The 25803-nt window shown below is 67.6% G+C and carries 26 protein-coding genes; 16 read left to right on the plus strand and 10 right to left on the minus strand.

Annotated features, from left to right (window positions below):
- Positions 1-58: 58 nt before the first annotated feature.
- The 4 genes from ACTJJM_RS09790 to ACTJJM_RS09805 form a co-directional block, all read right to left on the minus strand.
- Positions 59-3115 (minus strand): TonB-dependent receptor, encoded by a 3057-nt coding sequence (locus ACTJJM_RS09790; protein WP_419965132.1) that lies wholly within the window; start codon positions 3113-3115, stop codon positions 59-61.
- 76 nt (positions 3116-3191) lie between these two features.
- On the minus strand, positions 3192-4229 hold the full coding sequence (locus ACTJJM_RS09795; RefSeq protein WP_019336632.1) for a LacI family DNA-binding transcriptional regulator: 1038 nt from the start codon (positions 4227-4229) through the stop codon (positions 3192-3194).
- Positions 4230-4377: 148 nt separating this feature from the next.
- Positions 4378-4653: a BolA/IbaG family iron-sulfur metabolism protein gene (locus tag ACTJJM_RS09800; RefSeq protein WP_019336633.1), complete on the minus strand. Its 276-nt coding sequence runs from the start codon at positions 4651-4653 to the stop codon at positions 4378-4380.
- Entirely contained in the window at positions 4650-4949 is a 300-nt protein-coding gene (locus ACTJJM_RS09805; protein ID WP_029550673.1) for a YciI family protein, read from the minus strand. The genes ACTJJM_RS09800 and ACTJJM_RS09805 overlap by 4 nt, the downstream gene beginning before the upstream one ends.
- Positions 4950-5324: 375 nt before the next feature.
- On the opposite strand from ACTJJM_RS09805, the gene ACTJJM_RS09810 reads away from it, so the two are divergent.
- From ACTJJM_RS09810 to ACTJJM_RS09820, 3 genes are read left to right on the plus strand one after another with little or no spacing between them, the layout of a single operon-like run.
- A complete protein-coding gene (locus ACTJJM_RS09810; protein ID WP_010486714.1) occupies positions 5325-6230 on the plus strand; it encodes a segregation and condensation protein A in 906 nt (301 codons plus the stop codon).
- Positions 6231-6243: 13 nt separating this feature from the next.
- The gene (gene scpB / locus ACTJJM_RS09815) at positions 6244-7119 is read left to right on the plus strand and encodes an SMC-Scp complex subunit ScpB (protein WP_049453069.1); all 876 of its coding nucleotides are present in this window, start codon (positions 6244-6246) and stop codon (positions 7117-7119) included.
- On the plus strand, positions 7112-8746 hold the full coding sequence (locus tag ACTJJM_RS09820) for a pseudouridine synthase (RefSeq protein WP_071306023.1): 1635 nt from the start codon (positions 7112-7114) through the stop codon (positions 8744-8746). The genes scpB and ACTJJM_RS09820 overlap by 8 nt, the downstream gene beginning before the upstream one ends.
- 116 nt (positions 8747-8862) lie before the next feature.
- Here ACTJJM_RS09820 and ACTJJM_RS09825 read toward each other — a convergent pair whose 3' ends face one another.
- Positions 8863-9651: an AraC family transcriptional regulator gene (locus ACTJJM_RS09825; RefSeq protein ID WP_423159025.1), complete on the minus strand. Its 789-nt coding sequence runs from the start codon at positions 9649-9651 to the stop codon at positions 8863-8865.
- A gap of 90 nt (positions 9652-9741) precedes the next feature.
- On the opposite strand from ACTJJM_RS09825, the gene ACTJJM_RS09830 reads away from it, so the two are divergent.
- Together ACTJJM_RS09830 and ACTJJM_RS09835 are read left to right on the plus strand one after the other, a co-directional pair.
- Positions 9742-10869, plus strand: coding sequence for an MFS transporter (locus ACTJJM_RS09830; RefSeq protein ID WP_440865441.1), 1128 nt, complete (start codon positions 9742-9744; stop codon positions 10867-10869).
- Positions 10870-10964: 95 nt separating this feature from the next.
- Positions 10965-11258, plus strand: coding sequence for a hypothetical protein (locus ACTJJM_RS09835; protein WP_043401502.1), 294 nt, complete (start codon positions 10965-10967; stop codon positions 11256-11258).
- On the opposite strand, the gene ACTJJM_RS09840 is transcribed toward ACTJJM_RS09835, so the two are convergent.
- From ACTJJM_RS09840 to ACTJJM_RS09850, 3 genes are all read right to left on the minus strand, one after another.
- Complete coding sequence (locus tag ACTJJM_RS09840) at positions 11245-11679, minus strand: hypothetical protein (RefSeq protein ID WP_241875325.1); 435 nt, start codon at positions 11677-11679, stop codon at positions 11245-11247. The two genes, ACTJJM_RS09835 and ACTJJM_RS09840, sit on opposite strands and share 14 nt — an antisense overlap.
- 103 nt (positions 11680-11782) lie before the next feature.
- Positions 11783-12589, minus strand: coding sequence for an amidohydrolase (locus tag ACTJJM_RS09845; protein ID WP_010486696.1), 807 nt, complete (start codon positions 12587-12589; stop codon positions 11783-11785).
- A 14-nt stretch (positions 12590-12603) separates the two neighbouring features.
- On the minus strand, positions 12604-13752 hold the full coding sequence (locus ACTJJM_RS09850) for a pyridoxal phosphate-dependent aminotransferase (protein ID WP_440865442.1): 1149 nt from the start codon (positions 13750-13752) through the stop codon (positions 12604-12606).
- Between the two features lie 134 nt (positions 13753-13886).
- Between ACTJJM_RS09850 and ccmA the strand changes: the two genes are divergently transcribed.
- From ccmA to ACTJJM_RS09905, 11 genes are all read left to right on the plus strand, one after another.
- Positions 13887-14516: a heme ABC exporter ATP-binding protein CcmA gene (gene ccmA / locus ACTJJM_RS09855; protein WP_019336398.1), complete on the plus strand. Its 630-nt coding sequence runs from the start codon at positions 13887-13889 to the stop codon at positions 14514-14516.
- The gene (gene ccmB / locus ACTJJM_RS09860) at positions 14513-15208 is read left to right on the plus strand and encodes a heme exporter protein CcmB (RefSeq protein WP_006456616.1); all 696 of its coding nucleotides are present in this window, start codon (positions 14513-14515) and stop codon (positions 15206-15208) included. The genes ccmA and ccmB overlap by 4 nt, the downstream gene beginning before the upstream one ends.
- Before the next feature lie 43 nt (positions 15209-15251).
- A complete protein-coding gene (gene ccmC, locus ACTJJM_RS09865) occupies positions 15252-16022 on the plus strand; it encodes a heme ABC transporter permease CcmC (protein WP_010486688.1) in 771 nt (256 codons plus the stop codon).
- Positions 16019-16207, plus strand: coding sequence for a heme exporter protein CcmD (locus tag ACTJJM_RS09870; RefSeq protein ID WP_010486686.1), 189 nt, complete (start codon positions 16019-16021; stop codon positions 16205-16207). The genes ccmC and ACTJJM_RS09870 overlap by 4 nt, the downstream gene beginning before the upstream one ends.
- Positions 16204-16665, plus strand: a complete 462-nt coding sequence (gene ccmE / locus ACTJJM_RS09875) for a cytochrome c maturation protein CcmE (RefSeq protein ID WP_010486684.1) — start codon at positions 16204-16206, stop codon at positions 16663-16665. Before ACTJJM_RS09870 ends, ccmE begins: the two co-directional genes overlap by 4 nt.
- Positions 16666-18585 carry a heme lyase CcmF/NrfE family subunit gene (locus ACTJJM_RS09880; RefSeq protein ID WP_125438033.1) on the plus strand — a complete coding sequence of 640 codons (1920 nt, stop codon included), beginning with the start codon at positions 16666-16668 and terminating at the stop codon, positions 18583-18585.
- Positions 18586-18593: 8 nt separating this feature from the next.
- Entirely contained in the window at positions 18594-19211 is a 618-nt protein-coding gene (locus tag ACTJJM_RS09885) for a DsbE family thiol:disulfide interchange protein (protein ID WP_005410345.1), read from the plus strand.
- A 4-nt stretch (positions 19212-19215) separates the two neighbouring features.
- The gene (locus tag ACTJJM_RS09890; RefSeq protein WP_019336393.1) at positions 19216-19665 is read left to right on the plus strand and encodes a cytochrome c-type biogenesis protein; all 450 of its coding nucleotides are present in this window, start codon (positions 19216-19218) and stop codon (positions 19663-19665) included.
- Complete coding sequence (locus tag ACTJJM_RS09895) at positions 19659-20648, plus strand: tetratricopeptide repeat protein (protein WP_143994850.1); 990 nt, start codon at positions 19659-19661, stop codon at positions 20646-20648. The genes ACTJJM_RS09890 and ACTJJM_RS09895 overlap by 7 nt, the downstream gene beginning before the upstream one ends.
- Before the next feature lie 180 nt (positions 20649-20828).
- Positions 20829-21941, plus strand: a complete 1113-nt coding sequence (metX, locus tag ACTJJM_RS09900; RefSeq protein WP_143994849.1) for a homoserine O-acetyltransferase MetX — start codon at positions 20829-20831, stop codon at positions 21939-21941.
- Positions 21942-22286, plus strand: coding sequence for a DUF1294 domain-containing protein (locus ACTJJM_RS09905; protein WP_010486674.1), 345 nt, complete (start codon positions 21942-21944; stop codon positions 22284-22286).
- A 39-nt stretch (positions 22287-22325) separates the two neighbouring features.
- Here the strand turns inward: ACTJJM_RS09905 and cydC are convergent, their stop codons facing one another.
- Together cydC and cydD are read right to left on the minus strand one after the other, a co-directional pair.
- Positions 22326-23999 (minus strand): thiol reductant ABC exporter subunit CydC, encoded by a 1674-nt coding sequence (cydC, locus tag ACTJJM_RS09910; protein ID WP_241875356.1) that lies wholly within the window; start codon positions 23997-23999, stop codon positions 22326-22328.
- Positions 23996-25741 carry a thiol reductant ABC exporter subunit CydD gene (gene cydD / locus ACTJJM_RS09915; protein ID WP_019336639.1) on the minus strand — a complete coding sequence of 582 codons (1746 nt, stop codon included), beginning with the start codon at positions 25739-25741 and terminating at the stop codon, positions 23996-23998. Before cydD ends, cydC begins: the two co-directional genes overlap by 4 nt.
- Between the last annotated feature and the right edge of the window lie 62 nt (positions 25742-25803).

Below are 25803 nucleotides of genomic sequence, written 5' to 3' on the forward strand. Positions count from 1 at the left end.
CACGCAGCCGATGCCGCCGGCGGAGCGGCGGCATCGGTTCGTGCATCTACATCCGGGCTTAGAAGCGGAAGCCCACTTCGGCCTTGATCTGGCGCGGAGTACCGATGATGTCGCCGGTCTCGTTGTAGCTGGCCTGCAGCTTGCCGTTGGTCTTGACGTAGTTATAGGTGGAGAAGTTGTCGAAGTTGAACACGTTGATGATGTCGATACGCGCGTACAGCTCGGTATCGCCCGGCATCTTGAACGTCTTCGTCGCCTGCAGGTCAACCGACCGGTAGCCGAAGATCTTGCCACCCACCAGGAACTTGCCGGTGGCATTGGGCACTGCTGCCTGTGGGGTCGGCAGGGTGTAGCCACTGGCCTGCATCACCGGATACCAGTCGTTGACGGCGGTCGGGGTTGCCAGGGTGATCTTGCCGCCGAAGGTGATGCCCCAGAAGCCCGCGTACGAACCGGTCACCACCAGGCGGTGGCGCGGTGCGCCGTTGGAGCGGATGGTCGGATAGTCACCGATCAGACCGCGGTCAAACGCGTACTTCTCGTTGATGTCGCGGTTGTGGCGGGCGGTGGTCCAGGTGTAGGCGATCGAGGTGCCCCAGCCGCTTTCCTTGGTGAACGGCTTCTGCGCCGACAGCAGGACCTGGGTGGCACGGGTCTTGATGCCCTGCTGGCCAATGATCAGGCTGCCGAAGCCCGGCACGTTGCAGCTCCACGCCTGGCTCAGGCCCGGGTCGCTGCCGCCGCACAGGCGCGGGTCATCGAAGAACTGGCCGGTCGGGTAACGGTTGCCCAGGGTGAAGGCGAAACCGTCGTAGCTCAGGGTACGTGCGATGGTGGCATCGGTCAGCCACTCGCCGATCCGATTGCTCATACCCAAGCTGAACTGGTCCGAATACGGCGCCTTCAGCTTGTTGTTCAACAGATCGACTTCCAGACCGGCATTGCTGGTCGCACCGACCAGCGACTGCAGGTTGCCGATGCCGTTGAGCAGGTTCGGATCCCAGTTGTAGCAGGCGGCTTGGCCGTTGATGCAGGTGCCGGTGTTGGGGTTGCGGAAGTAGATGGTCGGCTGCGGCAGGGCCAGCTTGGTGGTTTCCAGCTGCAGGTTGTCGAACAGGTCACGATCGTAGGAACGGCCGGCACCACCGTGGATCACATGCTGCTCGTCGGCATTGATGTCATACGAGAAGCCCAGGCGCGGCTGCCAGGCATCCTTGAACGCTTTGCGGTTATGACCGTTGCTGATGTAGTCGCTGATGTCCAGGCCACCCAGCGCCAGCGAATCGGCGTAGGTCTGCCCGGCAGGTGCACGCGGATCCTGCGAATAGATGGCGTCGACCACCTGCTGCGGGGTGACGAAGTTCAGGTAGGTCGGAGTCTTTTCGTAGTCCCAGCGCAGGCCGATGTTCAGCTGCAGGTGGTCGTTGACCTGCCAGTCGTCCTGGATGAACACGCCGTACTGCTTGGACTTCGAACGGACTTCGCCGGACACCCCCGACACGCCGGTCACCGGCTTGACGAACTGCGCCTTGTACGGAATCGAATCCGGGAAGTCCGGATCGCCCAGGGAGTAGGTGAAGGTCGGGTTGATCTGTGCCGCATCGGAGGCGTACAGGTCGATCTGCTTGTACTTCACGCCCATCTTGATGGTGTGGTCACCGGCCCACTGGATGCCATCCAGGGTCAGGTTGTCTTCGATCGACCAGCCCTTCTGGCCCTTTACCTGCGAATCCAGAGCCGATGCACCGCCGATCTTCACCACGGTGCGGTCTTCGGGACCGTCCGGCGCGGTGTAGGTGATGCCGTTGGCCAGGGTCAGCGGGGTCGGATTGTTGAACGAATCCTCGTGGGTGACCATCAATTCGTTGTAGTAACGCTCACCGCTGTGGTTCCAGCGCAGGGCGTAGCGACGGTCGGTATTGACCACTTCGCGTCCGGCCTGCGGCGAGGTCTGGCCACTGAACTGCGACTGGGTTTCGTCGCGGTCCTGGAAGGTCAGTTCAATGCGATCGTTGTCGGTCGGCTCGAAGTCGATCTTGCCGAAGATCAGATCCTGCTGGAACGGCTGGCTGGCCGGGCCGAGGCCGGCGGCGCCGGCCGGCGGCAGCAGGCCCGCAGCGCCGGTGACCGCGCCGTCCGGCGCGATGGTGACCGGCAGATCGAAGCGCTTGGCTTCGTAGGTGACAAAGAAGTGCGCCTTGTCCTGGATGATCGGGCCGCCCAGGGCGAAGCCGTATTCCTTCTCGGCCGAGACCATCTTGTCCTTGCCGCCCTGACGCTCGGCCGGGGTCTTGGCACGCATGTCCTCATCGGTGTAGCGGTAGAACGCCTCACCCTTGAACTCATTGGTACCGGACTTGGTCGCAGCAGTCACCGCGGCGCTCGACACCTGGCCATACTCGGCCTTGTAATTGCCGCTGATGACCTTGTACTCGCCAATGGCCAGCTGCGGGAACGGATTGCCGGCGCTGCCGGACTGGCCCGCCACGCCGCCGCCCTTCACGTAGCTCTTCTGGCCCACGCCGTCGATGTAGACGTTGGTGCCGTCGGCATTGGTGGCACCGCCGCGCAGCGAGGTGTTGCCCTTGGCATCACGGGTGAAGATCAGGCCCGGCACCGCGTCGGCGAACTCCAGGAAGTTGCGCGAGACCTGCGGCGTGGTCTGGATCTGCTGCAGGCTGACAGTCTTGCCGACTTCAGACGTGCGCACTTCCTGCAGCAGGGTCGGCGCGACGACGTTGACAGTGTCCAGGTTGGTGGCCGCGGTCGAACCCGGGGTGCTGCTGGCAGCGCCGGCAAAGTTCAGGGTAGCGGTCGAGGCCACGGTGACGGTGACCTTCTGCGACTGGCCGTTGGCAACCACGTCGTAGGTGCCCGGGTCCAGGCCCATCAGCGAGTAGCTGCCATCGGCACGCACGGTACCGCGACGGACGGTACCGGTGGCCACGTTGGTGGCGGTGACTTCGGCGCCGGCCTGAGCGCCGGAAACCTGGCCGCGCAGACTGGCATTGGCCGACTGCGCCATGACGTTCGGAGCGGCGGCCAGCATCAGGCAGCTGACCAGTGCGGTGCTCAGCAGCCGGCGTGCCGGCGTGCGGAAGGTGGTGTGCATCATCAACTCAATCTCCGGGTGGCGGTAACCGCTTGCGCGGTCCCTGCGATCAATCAAAAAAGAAGGAACGCCTCTGGCTTCAACGGCCCGATGGCGGAGTGGTGGAATCGCGAACTATCAAGCGGGGAACCAGGGTCTGCTTGTCCCCTGTCCCGTCCGTGGAGGTGCCGTCCATCAACTGCAGCAGGCGCGTCATGGCCCGGTCGCCGAGCTCGGCGATGCTGACCTGCATGGTGGTCAGCGACGGGTGGACGAAACGCGCCAGTGGAATATCATCGAAACCCGCCAGGGCCACATCGGCCGGGACACGGACCCCTGCCTGCGTGAACGCATACAGGCAGCCCAGCGCCATCATGTCGTTGGCGGCGAACACGGCATCAGGCAGCGCTCCGGCTGCCAGCAACTCCTGACCGGCGCGATGGCCGGAAGCTTCGTCGAAATCACCGGGCAGCTCGATGCCTTCGGCGCCACCGCCAAAAGCCGCCAGCGCGTCACGGAAGCCGCGCAGGCGCTCGCGCGCGTCGAAGTTGAGGTCCGGGCCAGAAATGAATGCAATGCGGCGGTGGCCGGCGTCGAGCAGATGGCGGGTCATCGCCATCGCACCGGCATGGTCGTCAATGCTCAGCACCGGGTGGTCCTGCCCGGGCAGATAGGTGTTGATCAACACCGTCGGCAACGACTGCGGCAGGTTGTCGGTCAGGAAACCGGGGCTCTCGGCATAGGGCGAGAGCACCAGCAGTCCGTCAACGCGACCGCGCATGGCGCGCAGGGCCGCGCCCTGCTGTTCCTGGTCGCCGTGATAGCTGGACACCAGCAGGTGCTGGCGGCGGCTACGGGCGACGTTGTCGATGCCACGCATCAGCTCGGAGAAGAACTCGCCGTACAGGTCCGGCAGCACCACGCCCACCGTATTGGTGCGGCGGCTGCTCAGGCTGCGGGCGGCGGCGTGCGGGGTGTAACGCAGCCGTGCGGCGACCTCCAGCACAAGCTGGCGGACCGGTTCGGCGACATTTTCATGCCCGTTGAGCGCGCGGGAAACCGTGGCCACGGAGACCCGGGCTTCGCGAGCGACGTCTTTGATTGTGATAGCTGCCTTGTTCACGAAGCCGCCCTCCACGGCTTGGACCTACCAGCATTGGCGCGGAATGTAAGCGTTTCCATCTGGGCTTGTAAACAGTCCGTTAGGCGAATGTCCCGAAATGGACATGAAAATCTGTCCGCGGCGAGGCCCGTGCGGACCGGCCAGGACAGTGCGGGACAAGGGCTCAGCCCTGTTCTGACGGGGTCTGCGCGCGGATGGACAGCGCGTGGATATCGGTCTCCATCATCGCCCCCAGCGCGGCGTACACCGCGCGATGCCGGGCCAGCGGGCCCAGTCCGGCAAAGCGTTCACTCACCACATGCACGTTGAAATGGCCGCGGCCATCGCGCGCACCGGCATGGCCTGCGTGGCGATGGCTGTCGTCTTCGATCTCGAGCACGCTCGGCGCCAGGGCATGCTGCAGCGCATCACGCATTCGCGAGATCCGTTCCGCGCTCACGGCAACACCTTGCGAAACGGTCGCACCTGCACGCGGGTGTAGACGCCGGCGGCCACGTACGGGTCGGCGTCGGCCCAGGCCTGGGCCTGCAGCAGCGACTCGAACTGCGCGATCACCACCGAGCCGCTGTAACCGGCCGGGCCCGGGTCTTCACTGTCCACCGCCGGGCACGGGCCGGCCAGCAGCAGGCGTCCCTCGTCGCGCAGCGCGTGCAACCGCGCCAGGTGTTCCGGCCGCGCCTGCAGCCGCTGCGCCAGCACATCCTGGCCGTCATACCCTTCGATCACATACCACACCGGCATTTCCTCGCTTGCGTTGTCGGGTCCGCAGATTCTAGCCAATGCGACCCCTGCCCCGGCCCGGCTGGACACTGGCGCAACAAAGGCTTACCCTAGACTCCATTGCACGTGGCTGGATGCAGCAGCCCGTCGGTTTTTGCGGCCAACGCAGCCCCCGACGACCGTCCCGCTGCTTCAAACCGGTCCACCTGGCCGGGCCACGTAGACGACCTCCCCGTAGTTCCGTCGCCGCCGTTTCGTGCGGCGCGTCCTGCTGTTTGATATGTGTGGAATCGCGCCGATCCCGGCGTGTCTGGTGCCCTGGGGCTCCGTGGCGTTGGCCCGGCGAACCCGGTGCCGCGACTGGTCCGTTGCAATCCTGATGTCCATTAGATGACTTCCGAACTCGCGCTCGACGCGAACCCGCCAACCCGGCCGCCCGCCCCACAGCAGCAGGAAATGCCGCTGGCCGTGGTGCATGGGCAACCGGTCCTGCAGATTCCGCAGGACCTGTACATTCCGCCGGACGCGCTGGAAGTCATCCTGGATGCCTTCGAAGGCCCGCTGGACCTGCTGCTGTACCTGATCCGCCGCCAGAACCTGGATGTCCTGGACATTCCGGTAGCCGAGATCACCCGGCAGTACGTGGAATACATCACCGTGATGCGCGAGCTGCGCTTCGAGCTGGCCGCCGAGTACCTGGTGATGGCAGCGATCCTGGCCGAGGTGAAGTCGCGCATGCTGCTGCCGCGCCCGGTCAGCGAGGAAGGCGATGAAGCCGACCCGCGCGCCGAACTGGTGCGCCGGCTGCAGGAGTACGAACGTTTCAAGCAGGCCGCCGAGGACATCGATGCCCTGCCCCGCCAGGACCGCGACACGACGGTGGCGCACGCCTTCATGCCCGAACGCGCCACGGTGAAGCTGCCGCCGCCGGTGGACCTGAAGGAGATGCTGCTGGCCCTGCACGACGTGCTCAAGCGCGCCGAGCTGTTCAGCGGTCACGCCATCAAGCGTGAGGCACTGAGCGTGCGGCAACGCATGGGCGAAGTGCTGGGACGCCTGGAAGATGGCAAGTTCTATCGTTTTGAAGGGCTGTTCACGGCCGAAGAAGGCAAGCTGGGCGTGCTGGTCACGTTCCTGGCGGTGCTGGAACTGGCCAAGGAACAGCTGCTGGACATCGTCCAGGAAGAACCGCTGGCGCCGATCTACGTGAAATCGCTGGCCGCCGGCAACACCAATGCCCCGCTGCAGTTCAGCAGCGAGTTCGACGACAACGACGCCGCCAATGCAGACGAGTGAGCGCTGACTGCCGATGGATCAACTGCTGATCAACCGCATTGTCGAGGGTGCCTTGCTGGCCTCCAGTCAGCCGCTCACCCTGGCCCAGCTGAAGGACCTGTTCCCGGAAGAGGAACCGGCACCGCCGGGCAGCATCGAACGCGCGCTGGAACGCCTGCGCGAAGCCTGCGAAGGCCGCGGCGTGGAACTGGTCGAGGTTGCCTCCGGCTTCCGCTACCAGGTGACCGGCGAAGTGCATGGCTGGATCAGCCGGCTGTGGACCGAACGCAAGACCCGTTACACCCGCGCCACCCTGGAAACCCTGGCGCTGATCGCCTACCGGCAACCGATCACCCGCGGCGAGATCGAGCAGGTACGCGGCGTGGCGGTCAGCAGCAACATCATCCAGGCACTGGAAGAACGCGAGTGGATCCGCGTGGTCGGCCACCGCGATGTGCCCGGCAAGCCTGCGCTGTTCGGCACCACCAAGGGCTTTCTGGATTATTTCGGCCTGAAGCGATTGGATGAGCTGCCGCCTCTGTCGGAACTGAAGGACCTGGGCGAGCTGGAACCCCAGCTGTCCCTGGACCGCGATGCGCCCGCAGCAGCAAGCGCCGACGGTCCTGACATCTCGGCCGGCGACGAAGGCGCTGCCGCGAACGATGATGCCGGCCTGGCCGGCAGTGACACCCCCGATTCCGCCGACGCAGCTCCTGCGGCGGCTATGGATGAGCAAGCACCTTCGCCCCTCGATGATGGGCACCCCGATTCCGCGCCGGGCGAGCGCGCGGTGCCAGTGAACGAACGCGAAGACAACGCCGTCGCGATGACGACCGTGGCTGTTGACCAAGCCGATTCCGAACCAGAGGCCGACCTCGAAACCGTCGGCCGGAGCAAAACTGATGAGTGACACCCCCCGTAACAAGCTCTCGCTGAAGCGCGAAGCCACCTCCGAACAGTTCAAGCTGGAAGAGCGCCTGCACAAGGTGCTGGCCCAGGCCGGCCTCGGCTCGCGCCGCGCGCTGGAACAGCGCATCGCCGAAGGCCTGGTCAAGGTCAACGGTGAAGTCGCGCAGACCGGCATGTCGGTCAAGAGTGGCGACAAGATCGAGCTGGATGGCCGTGGCTTCGTCGCCACCGCCCTGGCCGAGCCGTCGCGCGTGCTGGTCTACAACAAGCCGGAAGGCGAAGTGACCACCCGCGATGATCCGGAAGGCCGCCCCACCGTATTCGAATCGCTGCCGCCGCTGAAGGGCGCGCGCTGGATCGCGATCGGCCGCCTGGACATCAACACCACCGGCCTGCTGCTGGCCACCACCGACGGTGAACTGGCCAACGCCATGATGCACCCGTCGTTCGAGGTCGAGCGCGAATACGTGGTCCGCGTGCGTGCGCCGGAAGGCGAGGAAAAGGTCTCCGACGCCATCGTCGACCGCCTCACCCGTGGCGTGGCACTGGAAGACGGCCCGGCCAAGTTCGACGAGATCGAACGCATCGGCGGCACCGACTCGCACGACTGGTTCCGCGTCGTGGTGAAGGAAGGCCGCAACCGCGAAGTGCGCCGCCTGTGGGAGTCGCAGGGCTGCCAGGTCAGCCGCCTGAAGCGCACCCGCTACGGCAAGGTGAGCCTGCCGCGCGAACTGGCCCGCGGCCATTCGGTGGAACTGGGCACCACGCAGGTTGAAGCCCTGCGCGCGCAGCTGAAGCTGGAAGAAGGCGCGCCGTCGGCACTGACGCTGCAGCCGGTGATCGGCCAGCGCCGCGCCGCCAAGACCACCGTGCGCGTGCGCGAAGGTGGCCGCGGCAACGCCTACGTCAACGGCCACAACACCGCCGACGAGGGCCGCGAGCTGCGTCGTTTCGATAACGTCCGCGAAGACCGCGGCCGTGGTCGCGGCGGCAAGGGCGGCGGCTTCAAGGGTGGCCTGACGGTCAGCGGTGAAGCGGCAGCCAAGCAGTCGCAGAAGCCGTTCAAGCAGCGCGCCCAGAAGAACGACCGTTCGCTGCCAGAAGGCAACCCGGCCGCGTTCCGCACCTGGTACGTGCCGGATGGCGTGAGCACCGGCCCGAGCGGCCATCGCAATGCCGGCCCGGGCGCACGTGGCCCCGGTGCCCGTGGTCCGGGCGCAGGCGGCCAGGGCCGTCCGTATGGCAAGCCGAAGGGTCCGGGCGCAGGCGCCGGTGGCGGCCAGGGCCGTGGCGGTTTCGGCGGTGAAGGCCGTGGCGGCGCAGGCGGCCAGGGTCGTCCGGCCGGTGCGGGCAACCGCTCGCAGGGCCAGGGCAACAAGCACCCGTACGGCCATCCGGGCAATGCCCCGAGCTTCCCGTCCGACCACGCCACGCCGGGCTTCAACCCGTATGGCAGCCCGAAGCCCGCACAGGGCGCCCGTCCGGGCGGTCGCGGTCCGGGCGGCGGCAACCGCGGTCCGGGCGGTAATCGCGGCCCGGGTGGTCCGGGTAGCAACCGTGGCCCGGGTGGCCCCGGCGGCAACCGCGGTCCGGGCGGCCCGCGCCGCAGCGGCCCGCGCGGCGGCTGATCACCGGCCCGACTGAAATGAAAAACCCCGGCGCAGGCCGGGGTTTTTCGTTGAAAAGGGGACGGAGGGGATTAAGTCGTTTTTGCCACGGCCTGTGTCGAAGAGGCGAAAGCGACTTAATCCCTTCCGTTCCCTTTTGCGTGGCGCTGGAACGCGGCGGGCGTGGTGCCGGTCATGCTGCGGAAGAAGGCGATGAACGGGCTCTCGGCGGAGAAGCCGGTGTCCTGCGCCACATGCGCGACGCGATGACCCAGCAGCAGCAACTCCATGGCCCGCATCAGTCGCCATTGCTGGCGCCAGGCCTGGTAGCTCATGCCGGTATCACGCTGCATCAACCGGCCGACGGTACGCGCGCTCAGGCCCGTGCGCGCGGCCAGCTCCCCCAGTTCGGGCGGCAGCTGCTCGGCCAGCGGCAGGCAACGTGCGATCCGCGGATCACGCGGTAAAGGCAGGTCCATCGGCGCCACCGGTGCAGCGGCGATTTCCAGCACGCACAACGCCAGTTGATGGTGCGCGCGCGGCGACTGCCAGTCATGGTCGAACGGCGCCTGCGCGATCGGCTCCAGCAAGGCCTGCAGCAGCGGACCGACGCCGATGATCGCCGGCTGCCGGGGCAGCTGGGCCAACAGGGTGGCGTCGAAGTACAACGAACGGTAGTCGACTGCCTGGCGCATCTGCGCACGGTGGCGCAGCCCACCCGGAATCCACGCCGCGCGCGCGGGCGGCAGCAGGCTGACGCGGTCACCGTAGGTCAGGCGCGTACAGCCCTGCCGGGTGTACAGCAGCTGCGCGCGTGCATGTTGGTGCCAACCCGAGTCGTGATCCGCCAGTGAGGCCGCGATCCCCAACACCGGAGCGCCCCAGGCATCGGCGTCGAAGTGCGCATCCGGCTGCAACCAGGCCATGTCTGATTTCATATATCTGATGACAGGATAGACAGAGTGCGCCATTGTGGGCGCGACCACAATGCGCGGCCCTGTTCCTGGAGCGCCCGCATGTCGCGCCGCCTGTTGTTGCTCACCATTGCACTGCTGATGTTTCCGCAGTTGGCACAGACCCTGTACAGCCCGGCCCTGGCCGATCTGGCCGAACGCTTCGCCCTGCCGCCGAGTGCCGCCAGCCAGGCCATGAGCCTGTACCTGTTCGGCTTCGCTGCAGGCGTGCTGCTGTGGGGGCGCCTGGCCGATCGTATCGGTCGTCGCCCCGCCCTTCTCTGTGGCCTCGGCGTCTTCGGAGCAGCTGCACTGGGCGGGCTGATGGCTGGCAGCTTCGGCCAGGTGCTGCTGGCCCAGGCGTTGGCCGCAGTCGGCGCCGCCGCCGCTTCGGTGGTGACCCAGACCGTGCTGCGCGACCATCTGCAGGGTCCAGCGTTGGCGCAGGCATTCTCCTGGATCGGCATGGCCCTGGCCCTGAGCCCGGCCATCGGCCTTGCACTGGGCACGCTGCTGGTCGCCGCCCATGGCTATGCCGGCGTACAGTCCGGCCTGCTGCTGGTTGCTGCCCTGCTGGCAGTCGCATGCCTGGCTGGCCTGCGCGAAAGCCGTCCTGCACATATCCCGCACACGCCCATGCTGCCGCTGCTGCGGGAACTGCTGCGCGATCGCTGGATCTGGTCACACGCGTTGCTGGTGATGGCCTTCAACGTGGCGATGTACAGCTGGTATGTGCTCGGCCCCTTCGTGTTTGCGCGCCTGCACTGGCCAGCCACCTGGTTCGGCGCCAGCGGCGCGGTGCTGGCACTGGGCTCGGCACTGGGCGCGTGGGGCAATGGCCGCCTGCTGCGTGCAGGCGTTGCCACAACCACGCGCATCCGCATCGCCGCAGGACTGGTTCTGACGGGAGGCCTGCTGGCCGCGCTGCTGCATGATCACCCTGCCCTGGTCGCGGCGATGGTGCCGGTGGTGACGGGCTTCGGCCTTGCCATTCCCAATGTGCTCGGCCAGGCCTTGCGCGGCTATCCACACTGTCTCGGCAGCGCAGGCGCGCTGTTCGGCCTGCTCTACTACCTGCTGATCGGTGCGGCAATGGCGCTGGTCGGTGCAGTGCAGCTTCTGGCACCGACCCTCATCGTGTGCGGCCTGCTGGCCTTGTGGCTGCAGCGGCAGCGTCCCGCTGCAGCCTAGGAATTGCTGCAAAAGCAGCGCACTGTGCGCGCCTCCCGGGAACGGCTTTGATTCCCTGGCTATCGTGCGCGCTCTCCCACAAAAGGCAGATGCTCATGATCACTATCACCGCCGAACAGGCCCGCGCCAACGTCGATGCCGCCAAGCGCCCGATCGAACTGTTCTACCGCGATCTCGACAACGCCATCCAGATCGGCTCGGAAAATGGCCGCCGCTACGTCGTGTTCGGCTTCAGCCAGGTGATGGCCAGCGAGCAGCTCGTCGAAGACGTGGTCGCACAGTTGCTGAAGAATGGTTTCGGTGTTGAACGGTTGTTGAGCGATTCCGAACAGCACTACATCCGCATCAACTGGGGAACTGCCGCGCCGTCGCGCCTCAGCGCCGGCTGAGGGTGAACGCGGTGCCGTCCACGCCCAGGTCCCAGCCCTTGCCGGTACCGGACAGGGCCAGCGAGATGTCGCCCTTGGTCATCACCTGCGCGTTGCTGGACTTCACCGCACCGGCATGCGCGCCGACCGAGGCGTAAGTGCCCAGCAGCTCGTTGACGCTGACCGCGCCGGTGAAGCTGCCACGCCCGTTCGTGATCTTCGACTTGCCGACGGTCAGGCCGCCCCCCTTCATCTGGATGCGCACCGGCAGGCTGGCGCCGTTGCTGCAGGTGACCGTGCCATTACCGGATGCGGTCTTGTAGATCAACGACCAGCCGGACAGGTTGTAGCGCAGCTCGCAATCGAGGTTGCCGGCAGCGTGCGCGGTGGGGGCCAACGCTGCGGCGGACAGCGCCAGCAGCAGGGCGAAGGGCTTGTTCATGGCGGGACTTCCAGTTCGGTCGGACTGGCGGCGAATCTAACAGCGCGCACGTGCACGTTGAATGCAGGCGCGCGCGCTGGTGCGGCGGCGTTCAGGCCGTCGCTCAGGCCTGCTCGTCCAGATGGAAGGCATCGGCATCAAGCATGGCCGGGAAGCGCGCGCGGTGTGCTGCCAGCGCCTCGGCCGAGACGGTGGTGGTGACCACCTGTTCGCGTTCGCGAATCTCCACCTGCGGCTGACCGAGGAAATCCAGCACCGCGCTGTCGCCGGCGTAATGCAGCTGGTTGCCATCGACGCCCACGCGATTCACTGCCGCCACGAAGCACAGGTTCTCGATCGCACGTGCACGCAGCAGTGTCTTCCACGCATAGGCGCGTGCCGACGGCCAGTTGGCAACGAAGATCTGCAGGTCGAAATCCAGCTGCTGCGGACGCTCCACGTTGTAGCGGTTGCGGCAGAACACCGGGAAACGCAGGTCGTAGCAGACCTGCGGATTGATCCGCCAGCCCTTCCATTCCACGCTCAGGCGGTCGCGACCGGCAGCATAACGCTCGTGCTCGCCGCCGTAACGGAACAGGTGGCGCTTGTCGTAGTACTCCAGGTTGCCATCGGGCGTGGCGAACAGCAGGCGGTTGTAGACGCCTTCGCCATCACGCAACTGCACGCTGCCGATCACCGCCGCGTTCAAGGCCCTGGCCTGCTCACGCACCCAGGCCACGGTCGGGCCGTCCATGCCTTCGGCCTGGGCGATGGCGTCGTTGGAGAAGCCACTGGTGAAGGTCTCCGGCAGGATCACCAAGTCGGTGGTGCCGGCCAGCGGTGCCAGCAGTGCGCCGTAGTACTCACGGTTGCCCGCCGGATCATGCCAGCGGGTGTCGCCCTGGACGAGGGAAATGCGCAGGTCCTGCATGGTCACTGCTCCGCTCAAAGAAGGCGCAGGCGTTCGATCGCCGTGTCCATGGTCGCTTCATTCTTGGCGAAGCACAGGCGCACCAGGCGCTGGCCGGCCGGCGGATTCTCGTAGAACGGCGACAGCGGGATGGCGGTCACGCCCTTCTCGATGGTCAGCCACTTCACGAACTCGTGGTCCGGCAGGTCGCTGATGGCCGAGTAATCGACCAGCTGGAAGTAGCCGCCGGGGACCGGCAGCGCCTTCAGGCGGGTGCTGGACAGCTGCTCGCGGAAACGGTCGCGCTTGGCCTGGTAGAACGCGCCCAGCTCGAGGTGGTGTTCGGGCTCATCGCGGATCATCGCGGCGAAGCCATATTGCGCCGGGCCGAAACTGGTGAAGGTGTTGTACTGGTGCACCTTGCGGAATTCGGCGGTCAGCGCAGGCGGTGCGATCGCATAGCCGATCTTCCAGCCGGTGCAGTGGTAGGTCTTGCCGAAGCTGGAGATGACGAACGCGCGTTCGCGCAGTTCCGGGTAGCGCAGCGCCGATTCATGACGGCGGCCGTCATAGATGATGTGCTCATACACCTCATCGGAGATCAGGTAGATCTGCGTGCCGCGCAGCAGCTCGGCCAGCGCCTGCATGTCCTGCGCCGACAGCATCGCGCCGGACGGGTTGTGCGGGGTGTTGACGATCAGCATGCGTGTGCGCGGGGTGATCGCCGCACGCACGCGGTCCCAGTCGACGGCGAAGGTCTGCGGATCCAGCGACACATGCACGGCCTTGGCACCGGCCAGATCGATCGCCGGTTCATAGCAGTCATAGGCCGGGTCGAGCACGATCACTTCTTCGCCGGCACGCACCACGGCGTGGATGGCGTTGAAGATGGCCTCGGTACCGCCACTGGTGACGGTGATCTCGCTGTCCGCATCGACCTGTGCGCCGTAGCAGTCCAGCGCCTTCTGTGCGATGGCCTGGCGCAGCGGCGCCACGCCGGTCATCGGCGGGTACTGGTTCAGCCCGGCGGCCATCGCCTTGGCCGTCTCATCGATCAGGCGCTGCGGCGCGGAAAAGTCCGGGAAACCCTGGCCCAGGTTGACCGCGCCGTGTTCGGCGGCGAGCTGGGACATCACGGTGAAGATCGTGGTACCGACCTTGGGCAGCTTGGTGTTGGGTTGCATCGGCCTGGAATCTGGGGGAACGAGGCCCAGAAGTGTACGAAATCCACGCTGCGACTGTGGGTTCAGCCGGTAGCGCCGGGACAGCATTCACCGCTACAATTGCCGCCGCACTCCGGCATGAAGACCCCTGCCCCTTGAACACCCCTGCATTGCTGGCCGCCAGCGGCCTGAGCTTCTCCCGCAATGACGAGCCGGTGTTCGGCCCGCTGGACTTCCATGTGGACGCAGGCGAAGCCCTGCTGGTGCAGGGCGGCAACGGCGCCGGCAAGACCACGCTGTTGCGCGTGCTGGCCGGCCTGGCCCGGCCCGGTGCCGGGCAGGTGCAGATCGATGGCCGACCGGCCGGCAATGCCGAGCGCGCGCGCTATGTCGCCTACCTCAGCCACCTGCCCGCATTGAAGCCCGATCTGGACACGCTGGAGAACCTGCACTTCCTGTGTGGCCTGCACGGCCGCCGTGCGCGGCAGATGCCCGGCAACGCGCTGGCCATCGTCGGCCTGGCCGGTTATGAGGACACCCTTGTTCGGCATCTGTCCGCCGGGCAGAAGCGGCGGCTGGCACTGGCACGCATCTGGCTGTCGCCGGCGCCGCTGTGGCTGCTCGACGAACCCTATGCCAACCTCGACCTGGAGGGCATCACCCTGGTCAACCGGATGATTTCCGCGCACCTGCGCGCCGGTGGCGCGGCACTGGTCACCACCCATGGCGCCTATGCCGCACCGCCGGTGCGTACCCGCCAGCTCGACCTCGGCGGTGCTGCATGATCGCGCCAGGCACCGAACCGGGCCTGTGGCAGACCGCGGGCGCCCTGCTCAAGCGCGACCTGCGCCTGCTCTGGCGCCGCCGCGGCGATGCGCTGCAGCCGCTGCTGTTCGCGGTGCTGGTGGTGGTGCTGTTCGCGCTGGCGCAGGGTCGCGAGCCGCAACTGCTGGCCGCCACCGCAGGCGCAGTGCTGTGGCTTGCGGTGCTGCTAGCCGGGCAGCTGTCGCTGGATTCACTGTTCCGCTCCGATGCCGAAGACGGCTCGCTGGAACAATGGCTGCTGGCGCCGGTGCCGCTGGCCTGGCTGGTGCTGGTGCGCGTGCTGCTGCACTGGGCCACCACCGCCCTGCCGTTGATCGTGGTCAGTCCGCTGCTGGCCGAAATGCTGCATCTGCCGCATGACCAGCTGCCGATGTTGCTGGCATCGTTGCTGCTGGGAACGCCGTTGCTGAGCCTGATTGGTGGCGTGGTCGCCGCGCTGACCGTAGGCATCCGACGCTCTGGTATTCTCGTGGCGTTGCTTTCGCTGCCGCTGTACGTGCCAGTGCTGGTGTTCGGCGCAGGCAGTCTGGCGGCAGCCGGACGCGGACAGGATCCGGTCGGTGCGCTGCTGATGCTGGGCGCCGGCCTGCTGGTCGCGCTGGTGCTGGCGCCGTTGGCCACCGCCGCTGCAATACGTATTTCTCTGAGTTGACCGAGCTGAGAGCCAATCCACCCCTGCTGGATAGCCGCCACGCATGAATCCGATTGTCCGCTGGTTCCACCAACTCGGTTCGCCCCCCACGTTCGACCGATTCGCTGCCCGCTGGTCGCGGGTGTTCTACCTCGCGGCGGTGCCGGTGCTGCTGGTCGGCATGTGGCAGGCGCTGCTGGTGGTGCCGCCGGAAGCCAAGCAGCTGGACAGCTTCCGCATCCTCTACATCCACGTGCCCAGTGCCTGGATGAGCCTGTTCGTGTTCGCGCTGATGGCGCTGTATGCCGCCATCGCCCTGATCTGGCGGATCAAGGTCTGCGAGATCCTGGCCATGGCGTGTGCGCCGATGGGCGCCGGCTTCACCCTGATCACCCTGCTGACCGGCAGCATCTGGGGCAAGGGTACCTGGGGTACCTGGTGGGACTGGGACCCGCGCATGACCAGTGAACTGGTGCTGCTGTTCCTGTACCTGGGCGTGATCGGCCTGTACCACGCCATCGAGGACCGCCGCAGCGCCGCGCGCGCGGCCGGCCTGCTGGCCATCGTCGGTGTCAGCCTGCTGCCGGTGATCCGCTATTCGGTGGACTGGTGGGGCGGCCTGCACCAGCGCCAGTCGATCAACGTGTTCGGTGAATCGGCGATCAGCAGCGCGATGATCGCGCCACTGTGGTGGATGGTCATCGGCACCAAGTTCTGGTTCGCCGGTTCGGTGCTGGCCAAGGCCCGCGCCGACAATCTCGACCGCGAGGCCGGCAAGGCCTGGGTCGGTGGCCGGGTCGATGCCGCACGCGCGGCCGGGGAGGCCCAGCCATGACCCACCTGCCCTATGTGATCGGCGCCTACGCCGTGTTCGTGCTGGTGCTCGGCGCCGATGCCATCGGTTCGTGGCTGCGCCTGCGCATGGCACGCCGGTTGGCGCTGGCACGCCAGCAGCGGCAGCAGACCCGCGCCGTCAAACAGGAAGCTGCGGCGCCGCTGTCGACGGAGCTGGAACGATGACGCCGGTACAACGCCGCCGCCTGGCCTGGGTACTGCTGGCCCTGCTCGCCTCCGGGCTGGCCACCGCACTGGTGGCGATGGCGCTGGAACGCAACATCGCCTACCTCTACACGCCCTCGGAAGTACTGCGCGGGGATGTCGATGCACAGTCGCGGTTCCGCTTGGGCGGCATGGTGGTGAAGGGCTCCTTCAACCGCCCGGTCGGTTCGCTGGAAGCACGTTTCGAAGTAACCGACGGCGATGCCCAGCTGGCGGTGAGCACGTCGCGGATTCTTCCGGACATGTTTGCCGAAGGCACCGCGGTGGTCGCCAGTGGCCGCCTGCAGGAGGGTGTCTTCGTTGCCGACGAAGTGCTGGCCAAGCACGATGAAAAGTACGTGCCGAAGGAAGTGGCCGACAAGATGGGCGATGCCCATCGCAAGCATGACGTGCCGGTGACGGCACCCGAGGTGCGCTGAGTGCTGCCCGAACTGGGTCAGATCCTGCTGTTGTGCGCGTTGCTGGCCTCGCTGCTGCAGGCCGGCCTGCCGCTGGTCGGCGCGCATCGCAGCAACACGGCATGGATGGCGGTGGCACGGCCGGCCGCCTTCGCACAGCTGCTGCTGCTCGCCGGCGCGTTCGCGGTGCTGACCGCCGCGTTCGTGCAGCAGGATTTCTCGGTGCGCTACGTGGCCGAGAACTCCAATTCGCTGCTGCCGATGATCTACCGCTACTCGGCGGTGTGGGGGGCCCACGAGGGCTCGCTGCTGATGTGGGCGCTGGTGCTGGCGCTGTGGACCGGCGCGGTGGCGCTGTTCTCGCGGCACCTGCCGGCACACGTGCAGGCGCGCGTGCTGGCGGTGATGGGCGTGGTCAGCGTCGGCTTCCTCGCCTTCCTGATCTTCACCTCCAATCCGTTCCTGCGCCTGAACCCGGCGCCGCTGGAAGGCCGCGACCTCAACCCGCTGCTGCAGGACCCAGGGCTGATCATTCATCCGCCGATGCTGTACATCGGATACGTGGGCTTTGCCGTTCCGTTCGCATTCGCGGTGGCGGCCCTGCTGGAGGGGCGCATCGATGCGCGCTGGCTGCGCTGGACGCGGCCGTGGACCAACGTCGCCTGGGGCTTCCTGACCCTGGGCATCGCGCTGGGCAGCTGGTGGGCCTACTACGAGCTGGGCTGGGGCGGCTGGTGGTTCTGGGACCCGGTGGAGAATGCCAGCTTCATGCCCTGGCTGGTCGGTGCGGCATTGATCCATTCGCAGGCCGTCACCGAAAAGCGCGGCACGTTCGGCAGCTGGACCCTGCTGCTGGCGATCGCCGCCTTTGCGCTGTCGCTGCTCGGGACCTTCCTGGTGCGCTCGGGCGTGCTGACCAGCGTGCATTCGTTCGCCGCCGATCCGTCGCGCGGCCTGTTCATCCTGGTGTTCCTGTCGGTACTGGTGGGCGGCAGCCTGCTGCTGTACGCGCTGCGCGCCAGCCAGCTGAGCGTGGACGCCGACGATCCGCGCCGTGGCTTTACCGCCACCTCGCGCGAGACCCTGCTGCTGGCCAACAACCTGCTGCTGGCCACGGCCTGCGCGATGGTCCTGCTCGGCACGCTGTACCCGCTGCTGGCAGATGCACTGTCGCTGGGCAAGATCTCGGTCGGCCCGCCCTACTTCGGCAGCCTGTTCCTGCTGCTGATGGCGCCGATGATCCTGCTGCTGCCGTTCGGCCCGCTGGTGAAGTGGCAGCGCGACCAACCTTCGCGTGCATTCGCCCTGCTGGCGCCCTGGCTGGGGCTGGCGGTGCTGCTGGGCGCGCTGGCCTGGTGGCAGGCGCCGCAGAACGGCTGGAAGGCCGGTCTCGGTGTCGCCGCCGCGGCCTGGGTCGGATTCGGTACCGCACGCTTCGTCTGGCAGCGCCTGCGTGGCAATGGTCGCTTCACCGCCGAGATGCTCGGCATGATCGTCGCCCACGCAGGCATCGCCGTGTTCCTGGCCGGTGCGTTGCTGGTGGAAGCCCTGAACGTGCAGCGCGAAGTGGCGCTGGCACCTGGCCAGCAACTGGTGGTCGGCCGCTACGAAGTGCGCTTCGAGGGCGTGGACCATCGCGAAGGTCCCAATTTCATCGCCGACCGCGGTCACCTGCGGGTGTTCCGCAACGGCCGCGAACTGGCCCTGCTGCATCCGGAGAAGCGCCAGTACGCCAGTGGTGGTCAGGTGATGACCGAGGCCGGCATCGATGCACGCTTCGACGGCGACGTCTACGTGGCATTGGGCGAGCCGCTGGGCAACAATGCATGGGCGGTCCGGGTCCACATCAAGCCGTTCGTGCGCTGGATCTGGCTGGGCGCGCTGTTGATGGCCCTGGGCGGATTCATCACCGCCGCCGACCGCCGTTTCCGTCGTCCGTAGGAGTTCCCATGTCCGAGTCCCCCGCCCCGCGCCCCTCCCGCCCGCTGCCGCCGGTAGCCATCGTGATCGGCGTGCTGTTCTTCTTCGGCCTGCTCGGGCTGATGATCTACGGGGTGATGAAATCGGGTGATCCGCAGCGCGACGTGCTGCCCTCGGCGCTGATCGACAAGCCGGCGCCGGCGTTCGCCCTGCCGGTGCTGCACGACCCGGAGATGATCGTGCACAGCGACGAACTGCGCGGCGCGCCTTACCTGTTGAACGTATGGGGCAGCTGGTGCGCGGCCTGCCGCGAGGAACACCCGGTGCTGACCCGTTTCGCCGAGAGCAAGCGCGTGCGCGTGATCGGCTACAACTGGAAGGACGAGCCGACCGATGCCCTGCACTGGCTGGAGCAGCTGGGCAACCCGTTCATGGTCGTGCTCAGTGATGTTGAAGGCCGCACCGCCATCGACTGGGGCGTGACCGCTGCACCGGAGACCTTCCTTGTCGACGGCAGCGGCATCGTGCGCTGGAAGTACAGCGGTGCGATGACCCAGCGCGTAGTCGACGAGAAGCTGATCCCGGCGCTGGAAAAGATCGAGAAGGCCCAAGGCAATGCCGGCAGCACGCTGCACACGGCGCCCTGAGCCCATGCGCTGGCTGCTGGCGTTGCTGCTTCTGATGCTGCCGCTGGCCGCAGTGGCGCAGCAGCCGCTGCACGATCCGCAGCCACTGCAGTTCCGCGATGGCGCCGAAGAACGCCGCTTCCATGACCTGGCCGCGCAGCTGCGCTGCGTGCAGTGCCAGAACCAGTCGCTGGCCGATTCCAACGCGCAGATCGCGCAGGATCTGCGCCGCGAGGTGCTGCAGCTGATGCAGCAGGGCCACGACGATGCACAGATCAAGCAGTTCCTGGTCGCCCGCTACGGCGAGTTCGTGCTCTATCAACCACCGTTGCAGCCGGGCACCTGGCTGCTGTGGGGCGGTCCCCTGCTGATGCTCGGCGCCGGCGCACTGGTGGTGCTGGGCATTGTCCGCCGTCGTGGCCGTACGGTCGGCGCAGCACCGGCCGGAAAGGCCGATGAAGGAGACGGATGGTGAGCCATTGGCTGCCGGTGCTGGCCGGTCTGGTTGCTGCGCTGATGGCAGCGCTGGTGCTGTGGCCGCTGCGCCACCACGGTCGTCGCGGTTTCGTGGTCGGCGTGTTCGCACTGGGCGTGGCCGGTGCCTGCCTGTATCTGCTGGTCGGTGATCCGCGTGCAGCACAGGTCCAACCGACGCCGTCGGTAGCCACCCTGCGCGATGGCGTGCAGGCCCTGCAGGATGCACTGGAGCGTGACCCACAGCGGGCCGATGGCTGGGCGCTGCTGGGCCGGTCGCAGGCCGAACTGGGCAACGCCGCAGCCGCGGCGGACGCCTTCGCACGTGCCGCCGCTCTCGCCCCGGAAGACCCCGGCGTGCTGGTGGAAGCGGCGCAGGCACGTGCGCAGGCCGATGCCGGCAAGCAGTTCGATGACACCGCGATGGCCTGGTTGCAACAGGCGCGTGCACAGGCACCCGATGCCGAGCGCGCCAGCTGGCTGCTGGGCATCGCCCTGCGCCAGCGCGGAAAGAATGCCGAGGCCGCGGATGTGTGGAGCGGCCTGCTGCCACGGCTTGAGCCCGGCGCCGCGCAGGCGCTGCAGGCGCAGATCGCCATCGCCCGCGAAGCCGCAGGCCTGGCACCCGATGCCGCCCCTGCAGCACCAGCGGCGCTGCTGCAGGTACGCGTGCAGCTGCCTGCGCTGGAGAATGCCGAGTGGCCGGCCAGCACCCGGGTATTCGTGCTGGCCCGCGCCGTGGGTGGACCGCCGATGCCGGTGGCCGCACGCAAGCTGCCGCTGGCCGGTTTCCCGGCCACGGTCGGGCTGGGCGACGCTGACAGCCCGATGCCGACCGCGCCGCTGTCGGCACATCGCGACGTGGAAGTGCTGGCACGCATCTCGCGTACTGGTAGCGCCAATCGCAGCGAGGGCGACCTGCAAAGCGACGTGGTGCGGGTGACGCTGCCGCATGACGGCGTGGTTGAGCTGCGGTTTCCCTGACTTGTAGAGCCGAGCCTACGCTCGGCTGCGATTGGGTTGCCGGCGCCCGCCAGCCGAGCATCGGCTCGGCTCTACAGCAGATCCACGCCATGCGTGGATACGGCGGTCCGGTCCGCGTCCACCCGCTGCTGGAATCCAGCGTGTCGCCAGCTCCACATGCCGCCCCGCTAGAATGCGTGCATGACCGAATTCATCCCGCCCGGCACCCGCTTCCACGCCCTGCCCTCGCCGTTCCCGTTCAAGCGCGGTGGCGCCCTGCACGGCGCGCGCGTGGCCTACGAGACCTGGGGAACGCTGGCGGCCGATGCCAGCAATGCGATCCTGATCGTGACCGGCCTGTCCCCAGACGCGCATGCAGCGGCCAACGAGGCCAACCCGGCACCGGGCTGGTGGGAAGCGATGGTTGGCCCCGACAAACCCATCGATACCAACCGCTGGTTCGTGGTGTGCGTGAATTCGCTGGGCAGCTGCAAGGGTTCGACCGGTCCGGCCTCGCTCAATCCGGCCACGGGCGAACCGTATCGCCTCGACTTCCCCGAGCTGTCGATCGAAGACGGCGCACGCGCCGCCATCGAGGTCGTGCGCGCCCTGGGTATCGAGCGGCTGGCCTGCGTGGTCGGCAACTCGATGGGCGGCATGACGGCCCTTGCCATCCTGATGCTGCATCCGGGCATCGCGCGCAGCCACGTCAACATTTCCGGCAGCGCGCAGGCGTTGCCGTTCTCGATCGCGATCCGCTCGCTGCAGCGCGAGGCAATCCGCCTTGACCCGCGCTGGAATGGCGGCCACTACGACGATGCCGAGTACCCCGAGTCCGGCATGCGCATGGCGCGCAAACTGGGCGTGATCACCTACCGCTCCGCGCTGGAGTGGGATGGCCGCTTCGGCCGCGTGCGGCTGGATTCGGACCAGACCGACGACGATCCGTTCGGCCTGGAATTCCAGGTGGAAAGCTATCTGGAAGGCCACGCACGGCGCTTCGTGCGCTTTTTCGATCCCAACTGCTACCTGTACCTGAGCCGCTCGATGGACTGGTTCGACCTGGCCGAGTATGCCGACGGCGACGTGCTGACCGGGCTCGCGAAGATCCGCGTGGAGAAGGCGCTGGCGATCGGCGCCAACACCGATATCCTGTTCCCCGTGCAGCAGCAGCAACAGGTTGCCGATGGCCTGCGCGCCGGCGGTGCCGATGCGCACTTCATCGGCCTGGAATCGCCACAGGGCCATGACGCCTTCCTCGTCGATTTCGAGCGTTTCGGCCCGGCCGTGCGCGGCTTTCTCGACGCGCTGTAGGTGGCATGGCGGCGACATCTCGCGCTGGCCGCGTTCGGCGCGTTGATCGCGCTGACGGTCAGCGGCGTGCTGCCGCTGTGGCTGGGTGGGTGGTGCCTGCTCGCCAGCGCGGTGTCGTTCGGCCTGTACGGCCACGACAAGCGCGCGGCGCAGAGAAAGCAGTGGCGTATTCCGGAGCGCACATTACAGCTGCTGGCCTTTGCCGGCGGTTGGCCCGGCGCGCTGCTGGGCCAGGCGATGTTCCGCCACAAGCACCGCAAAGCCTCGTTCCAGTGGGTGTTCTGGCTGTGCGTGCTGGCCAACGTGGCCTCGATCGCGGTGATGCTGCGCGAGTTCTCGCGATAGCCAACCTGTAGAGCCGAGCCACGCGCGGATGTGCATCGGTCAAAGTTCGCGGACCAGCGCCCCATCGCGCAACCGGTACTGCGCATCGACCACGCCTTCAGGCAGGTCGTCGTGGGTGATCATCAACAGGCTGCGCCCGTCCAGCAACCCGGAAAGGTCCTGCAGCAGCGCACGTGCGGTATCCACGTCGAGGCCTTCGGTCGGTTCGTCCAGCAGCAGGATCGGCGCATTGCGCAGCAGTGCACGGGCCAGCGCCAGCCGCCGCGCCTGGCCGGCCGACATCGTCGCGCCGTTCTCGCCCACCCAGGCCTGCAGGCCACCGTTGCGCTCGGCCCATTCGCCCAGGCGCATGCGGCGCAGCACTGCCCACAAGGCGGCGTCGCTGGCATCGGGATCCCCCAGGCGCAGGTTCTCGTCCACGGTGCCGGCGAACACCGGCGCGTTCTGCGGCAACCAGGCCAGCTGCCGATGCCAGTCGGCCTGGCTGAAATCACGCAGGTCGATGCCACCATAGGTGATTCGCCCCTGCTGCGGATCCCACAGCCGCAGCAGCAGGCTGGACAGCGTGGTCTTGCCACTGCCGCTGTCGCCACGGATGGCGATGCGTTCCCCAGGCGCCAACGTCAGCCGCAGGCCGGACAGCACCGGTCGCACCGCGCCTGGCCACTGGAAATGCACGTCATCCCAGTGCACGCGCGCGGCCTGCGGTACCGGCTGTGGCGCTGCCGGATCCTCCACCGTCGTCGCCTGCTCGACGATGGCCTGCAACCGATCAGCGGCGATCCGCCCGGACTGCAGTGACTGCCACGCCAACCCCATCCCGGCCCACAGTTCGATCAGCGCGACGGTGAGGAACACCAGGCCCGCGGCCATTTCCGGCGCGATACGCTGCTGTTCGGCCGCGTGGAGCGCCAGTGCCAGCATCGCCACCAGCCCCAGCCCTGCGACCAGGCCATGCAGGGTCGAGGCCGCGATCAGGCGCCAGCGGCGCCGACGATCCCGCGAAGCCAGCTGCTTGGCGGCCACGCGCACCTTCAGCTGCCACGCCGCATCGGCATGCAGCGCGGCCAGATCGCCCGCGCCCTCCAACCCTTCAAAGGCGGCGGTGCGCAGTGCGGCGCGATGCGCGGCACGGTCCGCCTCTTCATCGTCACGACCGCGCACACCCAGCCACGGCACGCCGAAAGCGATCAGCAGCGCCAGCACTGCCAGCAACACTGCTGCCGACGGCAGGATCAGCGCCGCCGAGGCCACCGCCACCAGCGTCAGCGCACCCAGCGCCACCAGCGGCCCGATCGCACGCACCAGCAGGCCGTCCACTTCACCGATGTCACCGAGCAGGCGCGCCAGCAGATCGCCGGTGCGCGTCGCCCCCAGCCGTGCCGGTGCCAGCGGCAGCGCGCGGCGGAAGAACCACACGCGCAAGTCGCGGGCGATGCGCAGGGTGGCGTCGTGGCCCACCAGCTTTTCGAAGTAGCGCGACACGATGCGCGCCATGGTCAGCCCGCGGATACCCGCGGACGGCGAGAAGAAGTTGAAGCCCTGGCCGAGGCCGGCCGCACCGGCCAATGCAGCGGCGGTGAGGAAACCACCGGACAGGCCCAGCAGTGCGGTGCCGGCCAGCATGGTGGTCCACAACAGCAGGATCGTCAGCAGCAGGCGCGGCCGATGGCGCAGGAACACCGCACGCAACGAATCAGGTGAACGGCTCATGCGCGCACCGCCTGTGCCGGTTCCACCAGGCGGCCTTCCGGCAGCAGCAGGCAACGATCGGCCCAGGCGATCACCGCCGGGCTGTGGGTGGCGACCACCACGCTGCGGCCACGTGCATAGGCGGCCAGGCTGCGCAGCAATGCCGCTTCGGTATCGGCATCCAGGAACGCGGTGGGTTCGTCCAGCAGCAGCACCTGCGGATCACGCAGCAGAAGGCGGGCCAGGCCGATGCGACGCGCCTCACCACCGGACAGGCCGAAGCCACGTTCGCCGATCACCGTATCCAGCCCCTGCGGCAGGCGCTGCGCAAACTGCAGTACCTGCGAAGCCTCGGCCACCGCGCGCAGGCGCGCATCGCTGGCGCCGGGATCGGCCAGGCGCAGGTTGTCGGCGATGCTGCCGTGGAACAGGTACGGACGCTGGCTGGCATAGGCCACCTGCACGCCGGGACGCACCTGCAGCTTCCCGGCACGTGGCGGCAGCCAACCGGCCAGCGCCTCCAGCAACGTACTCTTGCCGGACCCGCTGGGACCGACCAGGGCCAGGCGCTGGCCCGGTTCCAGCAGCACATCCAGATCCTGCAGCACATCGTGCGGCGCGCCCAACGGGCGCAGCACCAGGCCCTGTGCCTGCAACGGCGGCAACGCGGCCTCGGCCGGTTCCACAGCCAGCGGCGCACTCTCGTTCTCGATCAGGCCCTGCTCGTCCGGCAATGACTGCAGCAGACGCTCAACCTCGGCCGCCGCGGCCAGTGCATTGGCGCGGTCGTGGTAGTGCGCAGCCAACCGCCGCAGCGGCGCGTAGAACTCCGGCGCCAGCAGCAGGCAGAACAGGCCCGCGCCCAGCGTCGGCACCGCCGAATGCAGCGACATCATGCCCAGATAGCTCAGGCCCAGGTACAGCGCGACCATCGCCACGCTCACCGAGGCAAAGAATTCCAGCACCGTGGACGACAGGAAGGCGATCCGCAGCACTTTCAGGGTACGCACGCGCACACCTTCGGCGGCCGCCTCGATACCCTCCAGCTCGGCCTCGCCGCGGCCATACAGGCGCAGCAGGCCCAGGCCCTTGATGCGGTCGGCGAAGTGGCCGCTCATCCGCGCCAGCTCCCCCAACTGGGCGCGACCGGCGGCTTCGGCGCCCCAGCCCACCAGCATCATGAAGAACGGCACCAGCGGCGCGGTGAACAGCAGGATCAACGCCACCACCCAGTCAACCCAGGCCACCGCGGCCAGGATCAGCAGCGGCACCACCAGCACCTCGGTGCGCACCGGCAGGAACCCGCTGTAATAACTCTCGATCGCATCACCGTGATGCAGCATCAGTTCGCCCAGTTCGCCGGTGCGGCGCTGGCGCAGCCACAACGGGCCATGGCTGAGCAGTCGGGCGAACACTCGCTCGCGCAGGGCCAGCCGCGCGGCATCGGCTACATCCCCGGCAGCCGCCTGGGTGGCGCTGCCCAGCAGCGTGCGCAGCACCAGGATCACCACCAGCCCGCCCAGCACTGGCAGCCCCGAGGCCAGCGGCGCGCGCTCCACCAGCACCTGCTGCACCAGCCAGGCGATCGCGGCGGCCTGGCCGATCAGCAACGCACCGGACAGGCTGATGCACAGGGCCGCCAGGCGTTGGCGCCCCCGGGCGGAATGGGCCAGATCGGCCAGCCACGCCGCGCGGACACGACGCTGGCGGGCAGTTTCGGCTTCCGGGGACAGGCTGTCAGGGGTCGTTTCGGCAGCGCTCAAGGGGTCTTCACGGGCAACGGGGGAGACACGGCATTGTAGGCGCAGGCAATGGCCGGCCTCTG

Source organism: Stenotrophomonas sp. 22692 (genome assembly GCF_052045015.1).
Lineage (GTDB): Bacteria > Pseudomonadota > Gammaproteobacteria > Xanthomonadales > Xanthomonadaceae > Stenotrophomonas > Stenotrophomonas geniculata.